Consider the following 23,215-nt stretch of genomic DNA (forward strand, 5'->3'; position numbering starts at 1 on the left):
TTTTTTTAATTATTTAGTGAAACTAAAACAAAAAAATTATTACCATGAAAAAATTATTCTTAGTGGCAACATTAATGGTTGCTGGTCTGATGAGTGCAAACACAATCACTCCTGAAGTTGAAATTACACAAGAAAATACACTTGCTGTAGAAGCTGTGGAAGCGGAATCTGCTTTTGCATGTGTTTCTGCAACACTTTCCTGTGGAATTGAGGGAGTAGCTTGTGGAGATACAACCGGAGATATTGTAGAAGTTGTTCTTATAGCTGATGCAATATTGTGCCCTTAATTATTAATACGATAATCTATATTATGAAGAGGATTTTAAATCCTCTTTTTTATTAATTAAAAACTGAATTTTTTTATGCAGAAACTTGGAATGGTGTTGTTGTGTTTTTTTCTTACCATTTACGTGAAAAGCCAAAAAGCAGTTAATTTGGATGTGGTGAACTCTCAATATATTTATTTATTGACAAGTCAGAGAGATTCATTGGATGTTGAAAATAGAGGAGAAGAATATTTTGTATTACAAATAGGGAAGGAAAAGTCACAGTTTATGAGTCTGAATTCTTATAAGAGAGATTCTATAACAGCTGCTCTTATTGCTAATAAGTCGTCTGTTTCTAATTTGAATCTGGGGAATATTCCAAAAACTGATTTTGCATTCAGGATAATTAAAGACAGGGGACGCAATAAGATTGATTTTTATGATAAAATAATCAGAGCGGATTTTTCATATGAAGAAACCCCTGCGTTTAAATGGATGATTACTGATGAAAAAAAGAAAATTGGTGATCTGAAATGTCAGGCTGCGCAGCTTGATTATGCCGGACGTCATTATAAAGCTTGGTTTACAAATGATATTCCGGTTTCGGATGGACCATATAAATTTTATGGCTTACCTGGGTTAATTGTGGAGATGGAAGACAGTAAAAATCATTATAAATTTGAATTGTTAAGTTATAAGAATCTTGCAGATGAAAAGCCGCTGTGGATTTCTGAAGGAAAGCTTAATGGAAAAAAAGTTTCTAAAGCCGATTTTTATAGGGCATTAAAAAACAGCCAGGATAATATTATTCAGGAAATTTCGAAAAGTGGGTTCAGTCTTAATCCGAATGCGGAAAGTTTGGTGAGAGAAAAACTGAAGAAACGTAACAATCCTATAGAATTAATACCATAACTTGTGTGGATTATTGATAAATTAAAGCCTGTGAGTGATCATTAGGCTTTGTTTGTTTAGAGATATTTCGTCTTTGCGATTTTTGTTTTTATGAAAGGTGTCAAAAATATTTAGTGGCGCGTCTGAACGATGGTATTTTTGTTGCTGAAAGTTCGAAATGTTTCATTATCGTATAGTTATGGCATTTATTTTGCTTCTTGCTGTAGGCTCTGAATTATTAAAATTAATGTTTGGAGAAAAAAGTGTAATTTTTATGATTGCTTCATTTTGACAAAACTCAATTTGTTTCCGAAAATGCTCTAAATGATTAAAAATCAAAATATTTTAGTTGAAATATTTGTCAGTTACAAAAATATTCATAAATTTGCACACTCATTTTAGGAGCGTAGTGTGCCTATATCAAAAGTAGAAATCACTTCAGACTTCCGAAAAATGGTAGAAAATAAAGGATAAATTTTATTATAATATAAACAATGTCAGGTATTATTGGTAAAAAAATCGGTATGACATCTTTGTTTAACGAAGAAGGAAAAAACATTCCTTGTACAGTTATCCAAGCTGGTCCATGCTCGGTTTTACAGGTCAGAACCTTAGAAAAAGACGGTTATAAAGCTGTTCAGTTAGGTTTCGATGACAAGAGTGAGAAGAACGTTGGTAAAGCGTTAGCTGGTCATTTTAAAAAGGCTGGTTCTGCTCCTAAAGCTAAATTAGTAGAATTCTACAGAGAATTCGTTGATGAAGTGAAAGTAGGAGAAGAAGTAAAAGTTGATTTATTCACTGAAGGTGAATATGTTGACGTAACAGGAACTTCAAAAGGTAAAGGTTTCCAGGGTGTTGTTAAGAGACATGGATTTGGAGGTGTAATGCAGGCAACTCATGGTCAGCACAACAGACTTAGAGCTCCAGGTTCTATCGGTGCTGGTTCAGACCCTTCAAGAGTATTCAAAGGGATGAGAATGGCTGGAAGAATGGGAGGTAAGCAGGTAACTGTTCAAAACCTTCAAGTGTTAAAAGTTGATCAAGAACAAAATCTTTTAGTAGTAAAAGGTGCTGTTCCGGGAGCTAAAAATTCTTATGTAATTATCAGAAAATGGAACTAGTAGTATTAAATACATCAGGAAAAGAGACCGGAAGAAAAGTAACTCTAGACGAAACAGTATTCGGAATTGAGCCAAATCAGCACGCGGTTTACTTAGAAGTTAAACAGTACCTTGCTGCACAAAGACAAGGGACTCATAAAGCTAAAGAAAGAAGCGAAATTACTGCTTCTACTAAGAAGCTTAAGAAGCAAAAAGGATCAGGATCTGCTAGATATGGTGATATTAAATCTCCAACTTTCAGAGGTGGAGGTAGAGTATTCGGACCAAAACCAAGAGACTACAGATTCAAATTGAACAAAGCTCTTAAGAGATTAGCTAAAAAATCTGTTTTATCTCAAAAAATGAGAGACAACAGTATTAAAGTTTTAGAAGATATGAGCTTTGACGCTCCTAAGACTAAAGATTTCATCAATGTATTAAACGCATTGGAACTTAACGGTAAAAAATCTTTATTCGTTCTTCCTGAAGCTAACAAGAATGTGTATTTATCTTCAAGAAACTTACCTAAAGCTAAAGTAATGAACTTCAACGAAATTAGTTCTTACGATTTAGTAAACGCTGGTGAGATCATTTTCTTCGAAGGTGCAGTTGAAAAATTCCAGGAAAATTTAAAGAAATAAGTCATGTCAGTTATTATTAAACCAGTTATTTCAGAAAAGGCTAACTACCTTACAGATTTAAGAGGTACTTATTCTTTCTTAGTTAACCCTAAGGCGAATAAGATCGAGATCAAAAAGGCTGTTGAAGCAGCTTACGGTGTAAAAGTAGCAGACGTTAACACAATGATTTATGCTCCGAAGGTTTCTTCAAAATACACTAAAAAAGGTCTTCAAGTAGGAAAGACAAATAAATTGAAAAAAGCGGTAATCAAACTTGCTGAAGGTGAGGTTATCGATATTTTTGCTGTAAATTAATTATTAATTATAAATAATAGTAATGTCTGTTAGAAAATTAAAACCTATCACCCCGGGACAGAGATTCAGAATTGTAAACAATTTTGAGGAAATTACTACCAACAAACCAGAGAAATCTCTAACAGTTGGTATTAAAAAGTCAGGTGGACGTAACCAAACAGGTAAAATGACCATGCGTTACACCGGAGGTGGACACAAAAAGAAATACAGAATTATTGACTTCAAAAGAAACAAAGCAAACGTTGAAGCAACTGTAAAATCTGTAGAATACGATCCAAACAGAACTGCATTTATCGCTTTATTAGAGTACGCAGACGGAGAGAAGAGATATATCATCGCTCCAAACGGTATCAAAGTTGATCAGAAAGTAGTTTCAGGTGAAAGCGTTGAACCAAATGTAGGTAACGCAATGAAGTTGAAAAACATTCCTTTAGGTACTGTTATTTCTTGTGTTGAAATGAAGCCTGGACAAGGTGCAATTTTAGCAAGAAGTGCTGGTTCTTCAGCTCAATTAACTTCTAGAGATGGTAAATATGCAATCATCAAATTACCTTCAGGAGAATCAAGAATGATCCTTACTGAATGTATGGCAATGATTGGATCAGTTTCCAACTCAGATCACCAATTAACTGTATCAGGTAAGGCTGGTAGAAGCAGATGGTTAGGTAGAAGACCAAGAACAAGAGCGGTTGTAATGAACCCAGTTGATCACCCAATGGGAGGTGGTGAAGGACGTTCTTCAGGAGGTCACCCAAGATCTAGAAACGGTAAACCAGCTAAAGGTTACAAAACTAGAAAGAAAAACAAAGTGTCTAACCGTTACATCGTATCTAAAAGAAAATAATTATGGCAAGATCACTTAAGAAAGGACCGTTCATTCATCATACTTTAGATAAGAAGGTTCAGGCAAATATAGAGTCTGGTAAGAAGACAGTTATCAAAACTTGGTCTAGAGCATCTATGATCTCTCCGGACTTCGTAGGACAAACTATTGCTGTACACAACGGGAAATCTTTTATCCCAGTTTACGTTACAGAAAACATGGTTGGTCACAAGTTAGGCGAATTTTCTCCAACAAGATCTTTCAGAGGTCATGGTGGTAACAAAAACAAAGGAAGCAGATAATCATGGGATCAAGAAAACAAGATAGTTCAATCGCAAGAAAAGAAGCTAACAAAGACGTTGTAAAAGCTTCATTAAATAATTGCCCGTCTTCTCCAAGAAAAATGAGATTAGTTGCTGATATCATTAGAGGAGAGCAGGTAGACAAAGCACTTTACATCCTTAAATATTCTAAGAAAGAAGCTTCTAACAAGTTAGAGAAATTACTTCTTTCAGCTATTGCTAACTGGCAAGTGAAAAACGAAGGAGCTGACATCGAGGAAGCAAACCTTATCGTTAAAGAAATATTCGTGGATAGTGCAAGACAATTGAAGAGACTAAGACCAGCTCCACAAGGTAGAGGGTATAGAATCAGAAAAAGATCTAACCACGTTACATTAATCTTAGGTAATAAAGAAAATTAATCAAGGTATGGGACAGAAGACAAATCCAATTGGTAATAGATTAGGTATCATCAGAGGATGGGATTCTAACTGGTTTGGTGGAAACGATTATGGAGACAGAATCGCTGAAGACTACAAAATCAGAAGATACCTTGAGGCTAGATTATCTAAAGGTGGTATTTCAAAAATCTATATTGAAAGAACACTTAAATTAGTAACAGTTACAATCACTACTGCTAGACCGGGACTTATCATCGGTAAAGGAGGACAGGAAGTTGATAAATTGAAAGAAGAGTTGAAGAAACTTACAGGTAAGGATATTCAAATCAATATTTTCGAAATCAAAAGACCTGAATTAGATGCTGTACTAGTTGCTGATAGTATTTCTAAGCAAATTGAAAACAGAATTTCTTACAGAAGAGCTGTTAAAATGGCAATGGCAAGTACTATGAGAATGGGTGCTGAAGGTATCAAAGTTCAGATCTCTGGTAGATTAAACGGAGCTGAAATGGCAAGATCAGAATCTTTCAAAGAAGGAAGAATTCCATTGTCAACTTTCAGAGCTGATATCGATTACCACTGGGCAGAAGCTCACACTACTTACGGTAGACTAGGTGTAAAAGTTTGGATCATGAAAGGTGAAGTTTACGGTAAAAGAGAACTTTCTCCACTAGTGGGACAACAGAAAAAAGGAGGTCAGTCAGACAGAGGAAATAGAGGAGGAGACAGAGACAACAGAAGACCTAGAAAAAACAACAACAATAACAATAATAATTAAAATTTTAGATTAGAAATTTTGAATTTTAAATTACCGTTACTTTTTTAAAATTAAAAAAAATCTAAAATCTAAAATCTAAAATCTAAAATTTAGAAATTATGTTACAACCAAAAAGAACCAAATTCCGTAGAGTTCACAAGATGAAGATGAAGGGGAATGCCCAAAGAGGTAGTCAACTTGCTTACGGAACTTTTGGGATCAAAGCAACTGAAGGGGCTTGGATCACTGCAAGACAAATTGAAGCGGCTCGTATCGCTGCGACAAGATATATGAAGAGAGAAGGTCAACTATGGATCAAAATCTTCCCAGATAAGCCAATTACTAAAAAACCAGCGGAAGTACGTATGGGTAAAGGTAAAGGTGCTGTTGAATACTGGGTAGCTGTAGTAAAGCCAGGTAAAATTATGTTCGAAGTAGGTGGAGTTCCTTACGAAGTAGCGAAAGAAGCTCTTAGACTTGCTGCACAGAAATTACCAGTAGTTACTAAATTCGTAGTTGCTAACGATTTTGTTAAACCTCTATAATCTTTGAATACAATGAAAAAAGCTGATATTAAAAATCTAAGCGCGGGTGATATTCAAGCTCAATTAACTGAAGCTAAAGCTCAATATTCTAAATTGAAATTGGCTCATGCAATCAGCCCAATTGAAAACCCTATTCAAATCAGAGATTTGAGAAAAACAATCGCAAGACTAAACACTGAGTTAACTAACAAACAATAATTTCATTTTACAATGGATAGAAATTTAAGAAAAGAAAGAATCGGAGTGGTTTCCAGCAATAAAATGGAAAAAACTATTGTTGTTAGTGAAACTACAAGAGTAAAGCACCCGATGTACGGTAAATTCGTTTTGAAAACGAAAAAATATACTGCACACGACGAAAACAACGAATGCACAGAAGGTGATACAGTTCTTATCCAAGAAACTAGACCTATGAGCAAGAGCAAGAGATGGAGATTAGTAAGAATCATTGAAAAAGCTAAGTAATAATGTTACAAACAGAATCAAGATTAAAAGTTGCTGATAATACAGGTGCAAAAGAAGTACTAGTTATCAGAGTTCTGGGAGGAACCAGAAGAAGATATGCTTCAGTTGGTGATAAAATCGTTGTTACGATCAAAGATTCTACACCATCTGGAAACGCTAAAAAAGGTCAGGTATCTAAAGCTGTAGTAGTAAGAACTAAAAAAGCAGTAAGAAGAAAAGATGGTTCATACATCAAGTTCGACGACAATGCTTGTGTATTACTAAACGCAGCGGGAGAAATGAGAGGAACTCGTGTTTTCGGACCAGTTGCTCGTGAGTTGAGAGACAAAGAATATATGAAAATCATTTCATTAGCTCCTGAAGTACTTTAATTTTTAAAATTTTTTAAAGAAATGTCAAAGTTAAAAATAAAAAGAGGAGATAACGTAATCATTACTACTGGTAAGAAAGATATCAAAGGTAAGACTGGTGAAGTTATTGAAGTGATCAAGAAAGAAGGAAGAGACCCTAGAGTAATTGTTGCGGGACTTAACATCATCAAAAAGCACGTTAAGCCTTCAGCTTCTAACCCTCAAGGAGGAATCGTTGAAAAAGAAGCTTCAATTCATATCTCAAACGTAGCTTTAGTTGGTAAAGACGGAAAAGCTATCAAAATCGGTTACAAAATCGAAGGAGATAAGAAAGTAAGAATCAACAAAAAAACGGGTGAAACTTTATAATTTTAAATAACACATGGAATATATAGCAAGACCCAAAAAAGCATATAAAGAGACAATTGTTCCTGCAATGATGGAAGAATTCGGGTATAAGTCAGTAATGCAAGTACCTAAATTAGAGAAAATCGTTGTATCACAAGGTTTAGGTGATGCTACTGCAGACAAAAAAATCATTGATTATGCTGTAGAAGAGCTTACGAATATCACTGGTCAAAAGGCTGTTGGTACGATCTCTAAGAAAGACGAAGCTGCTTTCAAATTGAGAAAAGGGATGCCTGTAGGAGCTAAAGTTACTTTAAGAGGAAATCAAATGTATGAATTCTTAGACAGACTTACTGCTTCAGCTTTACCACGTATTAGAGATTTCTCTGGAATCAAAGCTGATGGTTTCGATGGTAGAGGTAACTATAACTTAGGTATTACTGAGCAAATTATCTTCCCTGAAATCGTAATCGACAAAGTGAAAAAAATCCAAGGGATGGACATCACTTTCGTTACAACTGCGAAGACAGATAAAGAAGCTAAAGCATTATTAACTCACTTCGGTTTACCATTTAAAAAGAACTAAGAAATGGCTAAAGAATCAATGAAAGCGCGTGAGCGCAAAAGAGAAGCACTAGTTGCTAAATACGCTGCTAAAAGACAAGCTCTTAAAGAAGCAGGTGATTACGAAGGTCTTCAAAAATTACCTAAAAATGCTTCTCCTGTAAGATTACACAACAGATGTAAACTAACAGGTAGACCAAGAGGATATATGAGAACGTTTGGTATTTCCAGAGTAACTTTCAGAGAAATGGCTAACAACGGTCTTATCCCAGGTGTAAGAAAAGCTAGTTGGTAATAATTACTAATTAAAAATCGGGACAATTAAGTTGTCAAGATACTAAAGAATAAATATCAGACCGAAGATTTCTGACGTCTGATATTTTAATCTTCAAGTCTTTTCAAAACTGATTGTTCTTTAACCAATAATTTATAAAAGAAAAATGGTAACAGATCCAATTTCAGATTTCCTAACAAGAGTAAGGAACGCACAAAGCGCAGGCCACAAAGTGGTGGAAATTCCTGCATCGAAAATCAAGAAGGAGATTACTAAGATCCTATTTGATCAAGGGTATATCTTAAACTACAAGTTCGAAGATAACGCTGTTCAAGGAGTGATCAAAATCGCTTTAAAGTACGATAAGCAAACTAACAAACCTGCTATTAAGTCTATCCAAAGAGCTTCAAGACCAGGTTTAAGACAGTACAAAGGTTCTACTGAACTTCCAAGAGTACTAAACGGTTTGGGTATTTCTATCATCTCTACTTCTAAAGGAGTAATGACTGACAAGAAAGCTAGAGAAGAGAAAGTAGGCGGTGAAGTAATCTGCTATGTTTATTAATTTTTAATCAGAGGAAAATGTCAAGAATTGGTAAAGCAATTATAACAATTCCAGCTGGAGTTACAATCACTGAAAACAACGGTGTAGTAACTGTAAAAGGAGCAAAAGGAGAACTTTCTCAAGAGCTTACAGCAGGAATTACTATAGAACAAAAAGATGGTGAACTTAACGTAAACAGACCATCTGATTCTAAACAACACAAAGCGCTTCACGGTTTATACAGAGCGTTAATCAACAATATGATTGTTGGTGTAAGTGCAGGTTTCGAAAAGAAACTTGAACTAGTAGGGGTAGGATATAGAGCTTCACACGCAGGTCAAAAACTTGAGTTAGCTTTAGGATTCTCTCACGGTATCGTACTAGAACTTCCAAACGAAGTAAAAGTTGATACATTGACTGAAAAAGGTAAAAACCCAATTATTACTTTAACGTCTCACGACAACCAACTTCTAGGAATGGTAGCTGCAAAGATCCGTTCTTTCAGAAAGCCTGAGCCATACAAAGGAAAAGGTGTAAGATTCGTAGGAGAAATTGTTAGACGTAAAGCTGGTAAATCTGCTTAATAAATTATAAGTATTATGGCATTAAGTAAATTAGAAAAAAGAATAAGAATCAAAAGAAGAGTAAGAGGGAAAATCTCTGGATCTTCTGAATTGCCAAGATTATCTGTATACAAAAGTAATAAGGAAATTTACGCTCAGTTAATCGACGATAAAAGTGGTAAAACTTTAGCATCAGCTTCTTCTAGAGAGAAAGGTGTAGATGCTAAAGGTACTAAGACAGAAGTTTCTGCTGCTGTTGGTAAAGCAATCGCTGCTAAAGCAATCGCTGCAGGAATCGAAAATATTGTATTTGACAGAAACGGATTCGTATACCACGGTAGAGTAAAAGCTCTAGCTGATGGTGCGAGAGAAGCTGGACTTAAATTCTAATCATTAAATTTCGGAAAATATGTTAGGACTAGATAATATAGAAAGAGTAAAACCGGGAGGATTAGAATTAAAAGATCGTCTCGTAGCTGTTAATAGAGTAACAAAAGTAACTAAAGGAGGTAGAGCTTTCGGATTTTCTGCTATTGTTGTAGTAGGAAATGAAGATGGTGTTATCGGTTTTGGTTTAGGAAAATCTAAAGAGGTTGCTTCTGCAATTGCTAAAGCTGTTGAAGACGCTAAGAAAAACCTTGTGAAAGTTCCTGTAATGAACCATACTATTCCTCACCAAACTACTGCTAGATACGGTGGTGCAGATATCTTCTTAAGACCTGCTTCTCACGGTACAGGACTTATCGCCGGAGGTGCGGTAAGAGCGGTATTGGAATCAGCTGGTATTCACGATATCCTTTCAAAATCTAAGGGATCTTCTAACCCTCACAACGTGGTGAAAGCTACTTTCAAAGCGTTATTAGATATCAGAAGACCTGAAGAGATCGCTAGAATGAGAGGAGTTTCTCTAAGTAAAGTGTTTAACGGTTAATAATTAAAACAATGGCAACAATTAAAGTAAAGCAAGTAAGAAGCGCTATTGGTAGAACAAAAACCCAAAAGAGAACGCTTGAAGCATTAGGATTAAAAAAACTTCACCAAGTTGTAGAGCACGAAGCGACTCCTTCTATCTTAGGAATGATCGCTGCTGTAGGTCACTTACTTGAAGTTCAAAAATAATTTTATAAAAGAGAAATTAAAATGAATTTAAATAACATAAAACCAGCTGCAGGATCTACTTTCAACTCAAAAAGAATTGGTAGAGGTCAAGGTACTGGAAAAGGAGGTACTTCAACAAAAGGGCACAAAGGTCAGAAAGCTAGAGCTGGTTATTCTCAGAAAATCGGTTTCGAAGGTGGACAGATGCCTTTACAAAGAAGATTACCTAAATTCGGTTTCAAAAACGTAAACAGAAAAGAGTTTAGAGGAGTTAACCTTGATACTATCCAAACTTTAATCGAGAACAAATCCATCACTGGAGATATCACGAAAGAAGTTTTAGTAGAAAACGGGATAATTTCTAAAAACGAATTAGTGAAAATTATGGGTAGAGGAGAATTGAAATCTGCGGTTTCAATCTCTGCTGACAAATTCACTAAATCTGCTGAAGAGCTTATTGCTAAGGCAGGTGGAAAAGCAATTACCTTATAATACTTACTAATGAAAGAATTTATACAAACACTTAAAAATATTTGGAGTCTTAAAGAATTGAGAGATAAAATTCTCTTCACTTTAGGTATTATCCTTGTGTATAGATTCGCATCTTATATCTCACTTCCCGCAATTAACCTTGCAGAGGTGGGAGATCTCTTAGAGCATTATAAAAATCAAGGCGGTAACAAGCAAGGAGCAGGTCTCCTTGGCTTGCTTTCGTCGTTTACGGGGGGAGCTTTCAGCCACGCTTCCGTAATGGCGTTAGGTATCATGCCTTATATTTCTGCTTCTATTATTGTTCAGTTGATGGGGATGGCTATTCCTTATCTTCAGAAGCTTCAGAAAGATGGAGAGTCAGGTAGAAATACATTGAACCAAATTACAAGATGGTTAACGATCGGAGTTTGTCTAGTACAGGCACCTTCTTACTTAACTTCTATTACTCAATTATTCTTACCATATGCTCAGTTCCAGTCTGCATACTATGTAGAGCCAAATTCAATTATGTTCTGGTTACCAAGTATTGTTATTTTGGTTGCCGGTTCAGTATTTGCAATGTGGTTAGGTGAAAAGATTACCGATAAAGGAATCGGAAATGGTATCTCTATCCTTATTATGGTGGGGATCCTTTCAAGATTACCTGAGGCATTCGTTCAGGAGATGGCCGTGCAGAACGGAAAAGGAGGAATGGGATCTATCATGATCCTTATTGAAGTATTATTCTGGATGTTGGTAGTTCTTTTAGCTGTGATTTTATCAGTAGCTGTAAGAAAAATTCCAATTCAGTATGTAAGCAGAGCTCAAGCAAGAGGAGGTGTAAACAAAAATCTTATGCAGGGAGCAAGACAATGGATTCCATTGAAAGTAAATGCTGCTGGTGTAATGCCAATTATCTTTGCTCAGGCATTGATGTTCGTACCAGGACTATTAACAAAATTCGATGAGTCTAACACTTTTCTTGCAGGTTTCAAGAATGTTTTTAGCTGGCAGTACAATGTATTGTTTGCGCTATTAATTATTATCTTCTCGTTTTTCTATACTGCAATTACAATTCCGGTGAACCAGATGGCTGATGATTTGAAGAGGAATGGTGGTTTAGTACCGAAAGTAAGACCCGGAAAAGAGACAGCAGATTACTTAGATGATATTTTATCAAAAATTACCTTGCCAGGTGCAATTTTTTTATCTATCTTTGCAGTCCTTCCAGCAATTGTGCATGGAAGCTTTGTTCAGACAGATGCGTTTGCCCTATTTTTCGGGGGAACGTCACTATTGATTATGGTAGGTGTAATTTTAGATACAGTTCAACAGATTAATACATATCTGCTGAACCATCATTACGATGGCTTAATGCAATCTAAACTGTCTAGAACGACTGGATATTAATTTATGGCAAAACAAAAACATATTGAACAAGACGGCGTTATAACGGAAGCACTTTCGAACGCTCAGTTCCGTGTAGAACTAGAGAATGGGCATATACTTATCGCTCATATTTCTGGTAAAATGCGAATGCACTATATTAAACTTTTACCTGGTGATAAGGTGAAACTAGAAATGTCTCCTTATGATTTAACAAAAGGGAGGATCACATTTAGATACTAAAAAACATTTAGCCAAATGGAATACTCATTCCATTTGGCATTTGTAAAAAATAAATACTATCAAAATGAAAGTAAGAGCATCAATTAAAAAAAGAAGTGCTGATTGCAAAATTGTACGCAGAAAAGGTGTACTGTTCGTAATCAACAAGAAGAACCCAAAATTTAAACAAAGACAAGGTTAATTAAATTATGGCGAGAATTGCAGGTATTGATTTACCAAAAAACAAAAGAGGAGTTATCGGTTTAACTTACATTTATGGTGTTGGAAGAAGTACTTCTTCTGAAATCCTTAAAGCTGCCGGTATCAGCGAAGACAAAAAAGTCAACGAATGGAATGACGATGAATTGGCTGCAATCAGAACTTACATCCTAGAAAACGTAAAAGTAGAAGGAGAATTAAGATCTGAAGTGCAATTGAACATCAAGAGATTGATGGACATAGGATGCCAACGAGGAATACGTCACAGACTTGGATTACCTTTAAGAGGCCAGAGAACGAAAAACAACTCTAGAACTAGAAAAGGAAAGAGAAAAACTGTTGCTAACAAGAAAAAAGCTAGTAAATAATCGTTAGGAATTATGGCAAAACAAACTAAAGTAGTTAAGAAGAGAAAAGTAAAAGTTGAAGCTATTGGTGAAGCACATATTCAAGCTTCTTTCAATAACATCATCATTTCTTTAACAAATAAAAACGGAGAGGTTATCTCTTGGGCTTCTGCCGGTAAAATGGGATTCAGAGGTTCTAAAAAGAATACTCCATTTGCTGCTCAGATGGCAGCTGAAAATTGCTCTGCTGTAGCTCACGAAGCTGGTTTAAGAAGAGTAAAGGTGTTTGTGAAAGGTCCAGGTGCAGGTAGAGAATCTGCAATCAGATCTATTCACAATTCAGGAATTGAAGTTAGCGAGATCGTTGATGTGACTCCAATGCCACACAACGGATGTAGACCACCAAAAAGAAGAAGAGTTTAATTTTTAGAATTTACCCATTATGGCAAGATATATTGGACCTAAAACTAAGATTGCTAGAAAGTTTGGTGCTGCAATCTACGGAGATGATAAAAACTTCGAAAAGAGAAAAAACCAACCGCCAGGACAACACGGTCCTAACAAAAGAAGAGGTGCTAAAAAATCAGAATATGCAGTTCAGTTAGCTGAAAAACAAAAAGCTAAATATACTTACGGTATTTTAGAAAGACAGTTTGCTAACTTATTTGAAAAAGCACACAGAAGTAAAGGTGTAACAGGTGAAGTTCTATTACAACTTTGTGAGTCAAGATTGGATAACGTTGTATACAGATTTGGGTTTGCTAAAACTAGATCTGGTGCAAGACAATTAGTTTCTCACAGACATATTACTGTAAACGGAGAGATTCTTAATATCCCTTCTTACATAGTAAAAGCTGGTGATGTAATCGCTGTAAGAGAAAAGTCTAAGTCTCTTGAAGTTGTTACCAATGCATTGGCTTCTAAGTCAAACTATGAGTGGTTACAATTCAACGATGAGAAGAAAGAAGGTACCTTCATTTCTGCTCCTGAAAGAATCCAAATTCCGGAAGACATCAAGGAGAACCTTATCGTCGAACTTTACTCTAAATAATTTTTTAATCAAATTTTTGCTCAACCCAATAATATGGCAATTTTACAATTCATAAAACCCGATAAAGTAATTTTACTTAACTCTGATGAATTTAAAGGTCAATTCGAATTCAGACCTTTAGAACCAGGTTTCGGGCTTACAATCGGTAATGCTTTGAGAAGAGTGTTGCTTTCTTCTCTGGAAGGATACGCTATTTCATCTATCAAAATAGAAGGTGTAGAGCACGAATTTTCAACTATTCCAGGAGTAATCGAAGACGTTACCGAAATTATTCTTAACCTAAAGCAGGTAAGATTAAAAGCTGCAGCAGAAGGACAGGCTAATGAGCAGGTTGTTGCTAAAGTTTCAGGTCAAACGATTATTACTGCTGGAGATTTAGGAAAGTCGATCAACGGATTTGAGGTGTTAAACCCGGATTTAGTGATTTGTAACCTAAACAGTGATGTAACTTTCGAGATTACTTTCAATATTGAAAAAGGTAGAGGATATGTTCCTTCAGAACAGAATAAGTCAAACAATGCACCTGTAGGTACTATTGCTATTGACTCCATTTTCACACCGATCAAGAAAGTACAATACAGCATTGAAAATTATCGTGTAGAGCAAAAAACAGACTACGAAAAACTTGTATTAGATATAGAAACTGATGGGTCTATTAGCCCTCAGAACGCTTTAACAGAAGCTTCTAAGATATTAATTTATCACTTCATGTTGTTCTCTGATGAGAGAATCACTCTTGAAACTGAAGCTGTAAAAGCATCTATCCAATATGATGAAGAAACTCTTCATACAAGACAATTACTTAAGTCTAAATTAGCAGATATGGATCTTTCTGTAAGAGCCCTTAACTGTCTAAAAGCAGCTGAAGTAGAAACTCTTGGAGAATTAGTTTCTTACAGTAAGTCTGATTTGATGAAATTCAGAAATTTTGGTAAAAAATCTTTGACAGAACTAGAAGAATTAGTGCATTCAAAAGGTCTTAACTTCGGTTTCGACGTTGCAAAATATAAGTTAGACGCTGATAAATAATTAATAATGAGACACGGTAAAAAATTCAATCACTTAGGAAGAACAGCTTCTCACAGAAGTGCTTTACTTTCTAATATGGCTTGTTCTCTAATTGAGCATAAAAGAATCAACACTACTGTAGCTAAAGCTAAAGCTTTAAGAGTATATGTTGAGCCTCTATTAACAAAAGCAAAAGAAGATACTACACACAACAGAAGAGTAGTATTCTCTTACCTTCAAAATAAATTTGCGGTTGCTGAATTATTCAGAACTGTAGCTCCTAAAATCGCTGAAAGAAACGGTGGTTATACAAGAATCATTAAGACAGGTTTCAGACCAGGTGATGCTGCTGATACTGCTCTTATCGAATTAGTAGATTTCAACGAGCTTTACAACCCTAATGCTGAAGAGAAAAAGACTACAAGAAGAAGCAGAAGATCAACTGCTGCACCTAAAAAAGCTGAAGCAGTAGTTGCTGATGCTCCTGCAGTAGAAGAGAAAGTAGAAGAAGCTAAAGCTGACTCTACTGAAGAAAAAACTGAAGAATAATATTCATTCAGATATAAATTGAAACCCATCCGGATTCCGGATGGGTTTTGTTTTGTATAATATTTTGGTGATGCTTATGCTTTACCATCTATTATATAATTTTGTTAAATTTTTGTTCTTTTAAGCTCAATAATATTATTACCCTGCTCCAGATGTAAGCTATCTCCTTTTACTCTTGCCGTCATATCATCTTTCTTATAGATGGTTTCTTCGCCTTTAGTTTCAGTTTTAGGAAGAGTAAATGTTTTTTTGTTGCTGGTAATAGCTACGGTACTTTCTTTTGGATCATTCTTGAATATCACTTTTACCAATGTTCCGTCAGTTGCTTTGTATACAAAATCAGTTTTCTCAGTTTTTTGCCCGTTTACATCTATTGTGGACGAACTTTGAGTGACAGAATCAATTTTTCCATTGTTGTCAGTAACTACCGTTTCAGTGCTGTCTGTCTTGATTACACTTTTGTTTCCGCTTTCACTTTTCTTGCAGCTTGTAAGAAGTAATGCAGAAGCTGAGACTGCTATTAAAAGTCCTTTTTTCATAATGGTTATTTTTTATGTATCAAATATAAGTTTTTCTTCCATTAGGGAAGATTTTAATTATTTTAATGAAATCAAAAAGCAAACCAATAGCTTTGATTTTAACTGTAAAAATTATATAAAAGTAATCGAACTTTGTATTTTTTTATACTGGATTTAAAAGCAATTGGAATTTATAAATTTAACTAAAATTTAACTGATGATTTGTGGTAAAAGATCCCCTATAAATGCTCCCCAAAAGTTTATTTTTGATTAAATTTGTATAAACTAAAAAAAATAAAAAATGAGTGCAATTTCTTACATAGAAGCAAGACAAATTTTAGATTCCAGAGGTAATCCTACTATTGAAGTGGATGTATTTACAGAAAACGGTGCTATGGGTCGTGCAGCTGTTCCTTCAGGAGCATCTACAGGAGAACATGAGGCTGTAGAATTACGTGACGGAGGTTCAGAATACCAAGGAAAGGGAGTTTTGAAAGCTGTTGAAAATGTAAAAGAAGTAATTGCAGAGAATTTAGTTGGTCAGCCGGTTTTTGAACAAAACTATATCGATCAGATTATGATTGATCTTGATGGAACAACGAATAAAGGAAACCTTGGAGCTAATGCAATCCTTGGAGTTTCTTTAGCCGTGGCTAGAGCTGCAGCTGCTGAGCTTGGAATGCCTCTATATAAATATGTAGGTGGAGTAAATGCAAATACGCTTCCTGTTCCAATGATGAATGTTATCAACGGAGGTTCTCACTCTGATGCTCCTATCGCATTCCAGGAATTTATGATCATGCCGGTAAAAGCAGACTCTTTCTCTCACGCATTGAGAAAAGGAACTGAAATTTTCCACAACCTTAAATCTATCCTTAAAGGAAGAGGTCTTTCTACAGCAGTAGGAGACGAAGGAGGTTTTGCTCCAACTTTCAACGGAACTGAAGATGCTTTGGATACTTTACTTCAGGCAATCGAAAAAGCAGGTTATAAGCCAGGTGACGACATCATGCTAGCATTAGACTGCGCTGCTTCAGAATTCTACAAAGACGGAACTTACGATTATAGAAAATTCGAAGGAGATAAAGGAGCTCACAGATCAAGAGAAGAACAGGTTTCTTACCTTGCTGAATTAGCTGCTAAATATCCAATCATCTCTATCGAAGACGGTATGCAGGAAGATGACTGGGAAGGATGGAAAATGTTAACTGATAAAATCGGTGACAGAGTACAATTAGTAGGTGATGACTTATTTGTAACAAACGTTGACAGGTTATCAAGAGGAGTAAAAGAAGGAATTGCAAATTCAATCCTTGTAAAAGTAAACCAGATTGGTTCTCTTTCTGAAACAATGGCAGCAGTACAGATGGCTCAGAACAACAAGTTCACTTCAGTAATGTCTCACAGATCAGGAGAAACTGAAGATTCTACAATCGCTGATTTAGCAGTAGCAATGAACTGTGGACAGATTAAAACAGGTTCAGCTTCAAGATCAGACAGAATGGCGAAATACAACCAATTATTAAGAATTGAAGAAGCTCTTGGTGAAACTGCAATTTTCCCAGGTTTAGAAGCATTCAAAATTAAAAGATAATCGAATTTATAAATAACGGCAAGCGATAATTTTTGTTTGCCGTATTTTATGGAAAGTAGTATATTTAAAAAAAAATAAATAATGTCAGACAACAAAGTAATATTGAATTACGACGGTAATTCATATGAATATCCAATCGTGGATAGTACTATCGGAGACAGAGGGATTGATATTTCAAAATTAAGAGACCAGACAGGTTTAATCACTCTGGATTTAGGTTACAAAAATACTGGAGCTACTATTAGCGACATCACTTACTTAGACGGAGATAAAGGAGAATTATTCTACAGAGGTTATCCTATCGAGCAAATTGCTGAGAAGTCTAACTTCACTGAAGTAATGTATCTTTTATTACATGGAGAATTACCTACTCAGGATCAATTTACTTCTTTCGACAACAACATTAAAAAATATAACTTCATCGCAGACGAAATGAAAAAGATCATTGATGTTTTCCCTCGTTCTGCTCACCCTATGGGAGTTCTTTCTTCTATGACTTCTGCTTTGACAGCTTTCAACCCGAAGGCAGTTAACGTAAACTCTAAAGAAGAAATGGATCATGCTGCTGAGCTTATGATCGCTAAATTCTCTCACCTTTGTGCTTGGACTTATAGAAAAACTCAAGGTTTACCATTAAACCACGGTGATAATAACCTAAGCTACGTAGAAAACTTCTACAAAATGGCATTCAGATTACCAAACGCAGATTTCGAAATCGATCCGGTAGTTGTAAATGCATTAGATAAATTATTAATTCTTCACGCTGACCACGAACAAAACTGTTCTACTTCTACAGTAAGAATGGTAGGTTCTGCTCACACAGGTCTTTTCGCTTCTATCTCTGCAGGGGTATCAGCTCTTTGGGGACCACTTCACGGTGGTGCTAACCAGGCTGTAATCGAAATGCTTGAACTTATCGAGAAAGATGGTGGTGACGTATCTAAATATGTTGCTAAAGCTAAAGATAAAGGTGATAGCTTCCGTCTAATGGGATTCGGACACAGAGTTTACAAAAACTTCGACCCAAGAGCGAAAATCATCAAGAAAGCTGCTGACGATATCCTTAAAGCATTAGGTATCCAGGATAAAGCTCTTGACATTGCAATGCAGTTAGAAAGAGTAGCACTTGAAGATGAGTACTTCGTAGAAAGAAAACTATATCCAAACGTAGACTTCTATTCAGGTATCATCTACAGAGCATTAGGAATTCCTACAGAAATGTTTACTGTAATGTTTGCATTAGGAAGACTTCCAGGATGGATTTCTCAGTGGAAAGAAATGAGATTGAAAGGAGACCCAATCGGAAGACCAAGACAGGTTTACCAAGGTGCTCAGGAAAGAAACTATATCGATATCGCAAGCAGATAATATTTGCTTTTACCATATCAAAATCCCAAAGCTTGCTTTGGGATTTTTTTATTATAAAAAAACCTGCTTGAAAAAGCAGGTTCTTATATTTATGGACACTGGCATCTGTCACATGTCCAGATATAACACTTACCGTTTTGATCCCATTCGCAACATCTTCTTCCTGTTGAAATAGGAGCACCTCCCATTACAGACTTCTGTTGATCTCTTCCTAGCTTTTGTGCGTTTCTCAGCACTGAATTGTTTTTAGTCATGATTTTGATTTTTGATGTTAATAGTTAAGTTTTAAAAGATATAATCTCGCGAAAATTATATCACTAATATAGGAATTTAAATTATAAAAATATCTGTTTTGTTGTACTTATGTAGATGAAATATAGTAGGTTGTAGATATTTGTATGTGCTGAGTACTGTAGATTGCGTGATAGAAGGGAAAATTTACTAGAGGTCTTCAATTAAAGCATTTAAAATTAATATATAAAATAAACCAAAAGTTTTATAGGTAGAGACCTTTACTTATATTTGTAGTATTGCATAAATCTTTATGAGACTAAACATTAAAAACGAAACGGGTAGGCTGAAGTCTGTAGTACTAGGTCAGCCTAATTCATTGGGACCGGTTCCCACACTAGAGGAAAGTTATGACGCTAAGTCATATTACTCAATCGAGCATAATATTTATCCTAAAGAAGAGGATATCATTAATGAAATGAACGCTTTTGAAGCTGTTCTAAAAAAGTATGACGTAGAAGTATTACGTCCTAGCATCATTGAAGATTACAATCAGGTTTTTTCAAGAGATGTGGCATTTGTAATTGATGATAAGATGATCATTTCAAACGTGATTGCAGACAGAGCAGATGAACAGGAAGCATATAAAAGCGTTTTTGAAAAAGTAGCATGGAGAAAAATTATCAACCTTCCGGAAACAGCACATATTGAAGGTGGAGATGTTATCGTATGGAATGACTTTATTTTCATCGGAACATGCTTCAGCGAAGATTACAGAAACTATAAGACGGCAAGAACCAACGAATATGCCATCGAAATCTTAAAAGAATATTTTCCAAAGAAAAGAATTATCGATCTTGAACTGAAAAAGAATGATAAAGTTCCGTTTGAAGGAATTCTTCACTTAGATTGTACTTTCAATCCAGTAGGGGAAGATAAATGTATTATCTACAAAAATGGATTCGTAGACGAGAGCGATTACCGTTTAATCATTGATATTTTCGGAGAAGAAAACTGTTTCCACATCAATGATGAAGAAATGTTTGAAATGTTCCCAAATATCTTCTCTATCTCTCCTGAAATAGTAGTTTCGGACAAAGCATTCACAAGAATGAACGATCACTTAAGAAACGAATGGGGAATGACTGTTGAAGAAATTCCTTACAGAGAGATCTCTAAAATGGGGGGCTTACTGAGATGTTCTACGATGCCTCTTGTAAGAGAGTAATAATGTAGTAGAGTTTTAAATCCTTTAATTTTTAATTCAAAAAAATGCAAACAACAGATACCGTATTAATGATAGAACCGATTGCATTCGGTTATAATGCAGAGACTGCGAAAAATAATTACTTTCAGGTAGAACAGACAGGTTCCGATATTCAGTCAAAAGCTTTGGCTGAGTTCAATACTTTTGTTGGAATACTGAGAGGAAAAGGAATCAATGTAATCACAATTAAAGATACATTAGATCCTCATACTCCGGATTCTATTTTCCCTAATAACTGGGTAAGCTTCCATAAAGATGGGAAAGTGGTTTTATATCCCATGTTCGCATCCAACAGAAGAGTAGAAAGAAGAGATGATATTCTTGAAAGCATCAAAGCTAAGGGATTTGATATTACTGAAATAGACGACTGGTCTTTTCCGGAAACACAGGGACATTTTCTTGAAGGAACAGGAAGTATGATTTTTGATCACGATAATAAGATTGCTTACGGTTCCGTTTCTTTGAGACTGGATGAGAACTTATTCAGAGAGTTCTGTGAGAAATATGGGTTTACACCAATCGTTTTCCATTCTTATCAGACAGTAGGTACAGAAAGACTTCCAATTTACCATACCAACGTAATGATGTGTGTGGCTGATAAATTTGTCGTTATTTGTCTTGACTGTATCGATGATGAACTGGAAAGAGAAAAAGTAATTGAAACGATTAAAAACTCAGGAAAAGAAATCGTTGAAATCTCTGAAGAACAAATGCAGCAGTTTGCAGGAAATATGCTTCAGGTTCAAAATAAAGCAGGTGAAAAGTTCTTGGTAATGAGCCAAACTGCTTATCAGTCTTTAACACCGGAACAGGTTTCAGCTATTGAAAAATACTGTGAAATCATTTATTCAGACCTTAATACCATTGAAGTAAACGGAGGCGGAAGTGCAAGATGTATGCTTGCAGAAGTATTTCTTCCAAAAAAATAATATATTTACGAAAAAATTAATTGAACCCATTATCAAATAAAGGTTTACATATTCTTCTGACTTTGGAAACAGAGTCAGAAGATTTGTTAATAGACAGCAACAGTTTCCTTGCATTCACAGAGAAGATGTTGGAAACGAAAGAAGTGGAAATCGTAGGGATTACCAATCATATTTTTGAGAATCAAAGTTTTACTTCGGCGGTTTGCCTTAAAGAATCACATCTTTGCATCCATACATGGCCGGAGTTTAAACAGCTTACCTTTGATGTATTTCTTTGTAATTATACTCAGGACAACACGGAAAAGGTAGAGCAGATTGCTGATGAAGTGGTTCAATATTTTAAAGCTAATACCATTCAGAAACACAAAATTTACAGATAAGATGGATCATATTTGTCCCATTTGTAAAACCAATAACAACCAGATGGCAATTGATTTTGTCATTGAAGAATTTATCTGCAGTCATTGTAAAAATCTCATTTCATCAGAAGGAATCTCTGTTAAGAAAAAGAAGGTCAAAGAACCTGTAGAAAATGTTGTATTGGAAGTAGGGCGTAAAGGCATACTTTACGGTACAGAATATTGGGTGATCAATATTGTCATCAAAAAATACGGCTCAGATACCTTTTGGCGGGAATATACCTTGAAAGACCGTGCCGGGAATAACATTTATCTCAGCGAAAGTGATGGACACTGGGTTTTTCTTCGTCAGGGAAATTTTAAATTGACAGAATATCAATATTATGTTGAAGTTGACGGAAAAAACTACAGATGGTATGAAACCACTCCATGCACAGTTCATGCTGCATCCGGCTTTTTTGAAGATAAGCTTCCATTTGGGTTAACTACCTATAAAGAATATGTAAACGGGACGGAAATGGTTTCCTGTGAGCAATACGGAAATGAATTTCAGTTTTTCAAAGGAAATCATATTTCAAAATCTGTAATAAAAAAAGCTTTTGGAATTACAGGAATGCCGTTTTATGCGGGAATAGGGATTGTACAGCCTTTTTATTATAACGTTAAGCAATGTATCAATATCATGGCTATTACAGCTTTATTGATATGTTTACTTCAGCTTTATACTGTTACATCCAGAACTAATCAGACTGTATTTGAACAGACAATCGCTTTTGAGGATGTAAATGACAAAGAACTGGTGAGTAAAAGCTTTACTCTCTCAGGAGGTTCTGCTCCGCTAAAAGTAAATCTTTTCTCTGATGTGGATAACTCCTGGGCAAATGTAGGGCTTGGACTGGTGAATGAAAAGACCAATGAAGTGATTTATGCTACAAAAGATATTGAACGCTATTCAGGTTTTGAAGACGGAGAAAGCTGGAGCGAGGGAAGCCAGAACGAAAATTTCAATATGTGTGGTATTCCTCAGGGAACCTATCATTTTATTGTTTCAGCAGAAAAAGAAGGCGGAGGCAAAAATCCGTTTCAGTCGGGATACAGACCTGAAAATGGAGATTTCTCGGTTATTCAAAATACAACAGGAACTTTCTTTCTTAAAAATGATAAGGATAAAAGTGTCGAAACTTTTACAGATAAAGAGTCCTTGAAAAATGAAATCATATCGAGAACAGGGCTTCAGAATACTGTAAAAGAAATGAATAAAATGGATTCCATACTTGTGAATATGCCTCCTAATTATGATTACACAGCCAATGGTGAGAAAAACCTAAGTGTTAATATAAAAGCAACATGGTTACCGGTTTCATTTTGGAATTTTGGAATTGTGATCTTCATTATGGCTTTGTTTACCGTAGCAAGTTATATCGCTAAACGTATTTTTGAAGGCAGTAAATGGTATAACAGTTCAAATTCACCTTATTCTACTAATTAAGA

General features: G+C 35.4%; 38 protein-coding genes. 36 read left to right on the top strand and 2 right to left on the bottom strand.

The genetic code is table 11. The annotated features are described in order from the left end of the window. The first annotated feature begins 44 nt into the window (after positions 1-44). From BBI01_RS17485 to rplQ, 30 genes are all read left to right on the top strand, one after another. Positions 45-287: a hypothetical protein gene (locus tag BBI01_RS17485; RefSeq protein ID WP_065395916.1), complete on the top strand. Its 243-nt coding sequence runs from the start codon at positions 45-47 to the stop codon at positions 285-287. A gap of 75 nt (positions 288-362) precedes the next feature. Further along, entirely contained in the window at positions 363-1,178 is an 816-nt protein-coding gene (locus BBI01_RS17490; RefSeq protein ID WP_065395917.1) for a GLPGLI family protein, read from the top strand. 473 nt (positions 1,179-1,651) lie between these two features. Further along, positions 1,652-2,278, top strand: coding sequence for a 50S ribosomal protein L3 (gene rplC, locus BBI01_RS17495; RefSeq protein WP_050020602.1), 627 nt, complete (start codon positions 1,652-1,654; stop codon positions 2,276-2,278). Next, entirely contained in the window at positions 2,269-2,898 is a 630-nt protein-coding gene (gene rplD / locus BBI01_RS17500) for a 50S ribosomal protein L4 (RefSeq protein ID WP_065395918.1), read from the top strand. The genes rplC and rplD overlap by 10 nt, the downstream gene beginning before the upstream one ends. A gap of 3 nt (positions 2,899-2,901) precedes the next feature. Further along, the gene (gene rplW, locus BBI01_RS17505; RefSeq protein ID WP_045491154.1) at positions 2,902-3,192 is read left to right on the top strand and encodes a 50S ribosomal protein L23; all 291 of its coding nucleotides are present in this window, start codon (positions 2,902-2,904) and stop codon (positions 3,190-3,192) included. 22 nt (positions 3,193-3,214) lie between these two features. Continuing rightward, on the top strand, positions 3,215-4,036 hold the full coding sequence (rplB, locus tag BBI01_RS17510) for a 50S ribosomal protein L2 (protein ID WP_027381305.1): 822 nt from the start codon (positions 3,215-3,217) through the stop codon (positions 4,034-4,036). A gap of 2 nt (positions 4,037-4,038) precedes the next feature. Beyond that, positions 4,039-4,317, top strand: coding sequence for a 30S ribosomal protein S19 (rpsS, locus tag BBI01_RS17515; RefSeq protein WP_002983209.1), 279 nt, complete (start codon positions 4,039-4,041; stop codon positions 4,315-4,317). Positions 4,318-4,319: 2 nt separating this feature from the next. Then, entirely contained in the window at positions 4,320-4,718 is a 399-nt protein-coding gene (gene rplV / locus BBI01_RS17520; RefSeq protein ID WP_029297778.1) for a 50S ribosomal protein L22, read from the top strand. Positions 4,719-4,725: 7 nt separating this feature from the next. Beyond that, positions 4,726-5,475 (top strand): 30S ribosomal protein S3, encoded by a 750-nt coding sequence (rpsC, locus tag BBI01_RS17525; protein WP_034694675.1) that lies wholly within the window; start codon positions 4,726-4,728, stop codon positions 5,473-5,475. 98 nt (positions 5,476-5,573) lie between these two features. Continuing rightward, positions 5,574-5,999 carry a 50S ribosomal protein L16 gene (gene rplP, locus BBI01_RS17530; RefSeq protein ID WP_047096817.1) on the top strand — a complete coding sequence of 142 codons (426 nt, stop codon included), beginning with the start codon at positions 5,574-5,576 and terminating at the stop codon, positions 5,997-5,999. 12 nt (positions 6,000-6,011) lie between these two features. Then, the gene (gene rpmC, locus BBI01_RS17535; protein WP_027381309.1) at positions 6,012-6,197 is read left to right on the top strand and encodes a 50S ribosomal protein L29; all 186 of its coding nucleotides are present in this window, start codon (positions 6,012-6,014) and stop codon (positions 6,195-6,197) included. A gap of 12 nt (positions 6,198-6,209) precedes the next feature. Further along, a complete protein-coding gene (rpsQ, locus tag BBI01_RS17540; protein ID WP_027387210.1) occupies positions 6,210-6,464 on the top strand; it encodes a 30S ribosomal protein S17 in 255 nt (84 codons plus the stop codon). A 2-nt stretch (positions 6,465-6,466) separates the two neighbouring features. Beyond that, positions 6,467-6,835, top strand: coding sequence for a 50S ribosomal protein L14 (rplN, locus tag BBI01_RS17545; RefSeq protein WP_002983226.1), 369 nt, complete (start codon positions 6,467-6,469; stop codon positions 6,833-6,835). Positions 6,836-6,856: 21 nt separating this feature from the next. Beyond that, positions 6,857-7,183, top strand: coding sequence for a 50S ribosomal protein L24 (rplX, locus tag BBI01_RS17550; RefSeq protein WP_065395919.1), 327 nt, complete (start codon positions 6,857-6,859; stop codon positions 7,181-7,183). Between the two features lie 13 nt (positions 7,184-7,196). Further along, entirely contained in the window at positions 7,197-7,748 is a 552-nt protein-coding gene (gene rplE / locus BBI01_RS17555; protein ID WP_034694682.1) for a 50S ribosomal protein L5, read from the top strand. A gap of 3 nt (positions 7,749-7,751) precedes the next feature. After that, positions 7,752-8,021 carry a 30S ribosomal protein S14 gene (gene rpsN, locus BBI01_RS17560; protein WP_002983233.1) on the top strand — a complete coding sequence of 90 codons (270 nt, stop codon included), beginning with the start codon at positions 7,752-7,754 and terminating at the stop codon, positions 8,019-8,021. A gap of 145 nt (positions 8,022-8,166) precedes the next feature. After that, positions 8,167-8,565 (top strand): 30S ribosomal protein S8, encoded by a 399-nt coding sequence (rpsH, locus tag BBI01_RS17565; RefSeq protein ID WP_034694686.1) that lies wholly within the window; start codon positions 8,167-8,169, stop codon positions 8,563-8,565. 17 nt (positions 8,566-8,582) lie between these two features. Beyond that, a complete protein-coding gene (gene rplF, locus BBI01_RS17570; RefSeq protein ID WP_065395920.1) occupies positions 8,583-9,128 on the top strand; it encodes a 50S ribosomal protein L6 in 546 nt (181 codons plus the stop codon). A gap of 15 nt (positions 9,129-9,143) precedes the next feature. Then, positions 9,144-9,497 carry a 50S ribosomal protein L18 gene (gene rplR, locus BBI01_RS17575; protein ID WP_065395921.1) on the top strand — a complete coding sequence of 118 codons (354 nt, stop codon included), beginning with the start codon at positions 9,144-9,146 and terminating at the stop codon, positions 9,495-9,497. A 19-nt stretch (positions 9,498-9,516) separates the two neighbouring features. Next, complete coding sequence (gene rpsE, locus BBI01_RS17580; RefSeq protein WP_065395922.1) at positions 9,517-10,038, top strand: 30S ribosomal protein S5; 522 nt, start codon at positions 9,517-9,519, stop codon at positions 10,036-10,038. Between the two features lie 11 nt (positions 10,039-10,049). Beyond that, positions 10,050-10,226: a 50S ribosomal protein L30 gene (gene rpmD / locus BBI01_RS17585; protein WP_027371710.1), complete on the top strand. Its 177-nt coding sequence runs from the start codon at positions 10,050-10,052 to the stop codon at positions 10,224-10,226. 21 nt (positions 10,227-10,247) lie between these two features. Beyond that, positions 10,248-10,697: a 50S ribosomal protein L15 gene (gene rplO / locus BBI01_RS17590; protein ID WP_065395923.1), complete on the top strand. Its 450-nt coding sequence runs from the start codon at positions 10,248-10,250 to the stop codon at positions 10,695-10,697. 9 nt (positions 10,698-10,706) lie between these two features. Next, entirely contained in the window at positions 10,707-12,086 is a 1,380-nt protein-coding gene (gene secY, locus BBI01_RS17595) for a preprotein translocase subunit SecY (RefSeq protein ID WP_065395924.1), read from the top strand. Between the two features lie 3 nt (positions 12,087-12,089). Continuing rightward, positions 12,090-12,305, top strand: coding sequence for a translation initiation factor IF-1 (infA, locus tag BBI01_RS17600; protein WP_034684855.1), 216 nt, complete (start codon positions 12,090-12,092; stop codon positions 12,303-12,305). Between the two features lie 64 nt (positions 12,306-12,369). Next, a complete protein-coding gene (rpmJ, locus tag BBI01_RS17605) occupies positions 12,370-12,486 on the top strand; it encodes a 50S ribosomal protein L36 (RefSeq protein WP_007839480.1) in 117 nt (38 codons plus the stop codon). Positions 12,487-12,493: 7 nt separating this feature from the next. Then, the gene (gene rpsM / locus BBI01_RS17610; protein ID WP_034694696.1) at positions 12,494-12,871 is read left to right on the top strand and encodes a 30S ribosomal protein S13; all 378 of its coding nucleotides are present in this window, start codon (positions 12,494-12,496) and stop codon (positions 12,869-12,871) included. A gap of 12 nt (positions 12,872-12,883) precedes the next feature. Further along, positions 12,884-13,273, top strand: a complete 390-nt coding sequence (rpsK, locus tag BBI01_RS17615) for a 30S ribosomal protein S11 (protein WP_034694697.1) — start codon at positions 12,884-12,886, stop codon at positions 13,271-13,273. Between the two features lie 19 nt (positions 13,274-13,292). Then, positions 13,293-13,901, top strand: a complete 609-nt coding sequence (gene rpsD / locus BBI01_RS17620) for a 30S ribosomal protein S4 (protein WP_065395925.1) — start codon at positions 13,293-13,295, stop codon at positions 13,899-13,901. Between the two features lie 33 nt (positions 13,902-13,934). Beyond that, on the top strand, positions 13,935-14,930 hold the full coding sequence (locus BBI01_RS17625; RefSeq protein ID WP_027371705.1) for a DNA-directed RNA polymerase subunit alpha: 996 nt from the start codon (positions 13,935-13,937) through the stop codon (positions 14,928-14,930). Positions 14,931-14,936: 6 nt separating this feature from the next. After that, on the top strand, positions 14,937-15,458 hold the full coding sequence (gene rplQ / locus BBI01_RS17630) for a 50S ribosomal protein L17 (protein ID WP_065395926.1): 522 nt from the start codon (positions 14,937-14,939) through the stop codon (positions 15,456-15,458). 104 nt (positions 15,459-15,562) lie between these two features. Here rplQ and BBI01_RS17635 read toward each other — a convergent pair whose 3' ends face one another. Continuing rightward, the gene (locus BBI01_RS17635; protein WP_065395927.1) at positions 15,563-15,997 is read right to left on the bottom strand and encodes a hypothetical protein; all 435 of its coding nucleotides are present in this window, start codon (positions 15,995-15,997) and stop codon (positions 15,563-15,565) included. 280 nt (positions 15,998-16,277) lie between these two features. Here BBI01_RS17635 and eno point away from each other — a divergent pair, with 280 nt between their 5' ends. Together eno and BBI01_RS17645 are read left to right on the top strand one after the other, a co-directional pair. Then, positions 16,278-17,570 (top strand): phosphopyruvate hydratase, encoded by a 1,293-nt coding sequence (gene eno / locus BBI01_RS17640; protein ID WP_065395928.1) that lies wholly within the window; start codon positions 16,278-16,280, stop codon positions 17,568-17,570. Between the two features lie 81 nt (positions 17,571-17,651). Further along, positions 17,652-18,938: a citrate synthase gene (locus BBI01_RS17645; RefSeq protein WP_065395929.1), complete on the top strand. Its 1,287-nt coding sequence runs from the start codon at positions 17,652-17,654 to the stop codon at positions 18,936-18,938. 89 nt (positions 18,939-19,027) lie between these two features. On the opposite strand, the gene BBI01_RS22885 is transcribed toward BBI01_RS17645, so the two are convergent. Next, a complete protein-coding gene (locus BBI01_RS22885; protein ID WP_165602257.1) occupies positions 19,028-19,192 on the bottom strand; it encodes a hypothetical protein in 165 nt (54 codons plus the stop codon). Between the two features lie 290 nt (positions 19,193-19,482). Here BBI01_RS22885 and BBI01_RS17650 point away from each other — a divergent pair, with 290 nt between their 5' ends. Genes BBI01_RS17650 through BBI01_RS17665 form a run of 4 tightly spaced genes read left to right on the top strand, consistent with a single transcriptional unit; the run spans position 19,483 to position 23,213 of the window. Further along, positions 19,483-20,397 carry a dimethylarginine dimethylaminohydrolase family protein gene (locus BBI01_RS17650; RefSeq protein ID WP_065395930.1) on the top strand — a complete coding sequence of 305 codons (915 nt, stop codon included), beginning with the start codon at positions 19,483-19,485 and terminating at the stop codon, positions 20,395-20,397. Between the two features lie 44 nt (positions 20,398-20,441). Beyond that, positions 20,442-21,365: a citrulline utilization hydrolase CtlX gene (ctlX, locus tag BBI01_RS17655; RefSeq protein ID WP_065395931.1), complete on the top strand. Its 924-nt coding sequence runs from the start codon at positions 20,442-20,444 to the stop codon at positions 21,363-21,365. Between the two features lie 20 nt (positions 21,366-21,385). Further along, positions 21,386-21,745, top strand: coding sequence for an S-adenosylmethionine decarboxylase family protein (locus BBI01_RS17660; protein ID WP_065395932.1), 360 nt, complete (start codon positions 21,386-21,388; stop codon positions 21,743-21,745). Between the two features lies 1 nt (position 21,746). Beyond that, entirely contained in the window at positions 21,747-23,213 is a 1,467-nt protein-coding gene (locus BBI01_RS17665; RefSeq protein WP_065395933.1) for a DUF4178 domain-containing protein, read from the top strand. The last annotated feature ends 2 nt before the right edge of the window (positions 23,214-23,215 follow it).

The organism is Chryseobacterium artocarpi, from assembly GCF_001684975.1.
GTDB lineage: Bacteria > Bacteroidota > Bacteroidia > Flavobacteriales > Weeksellaceae > Chryseobacterium > Chryseobacterium artocarpi.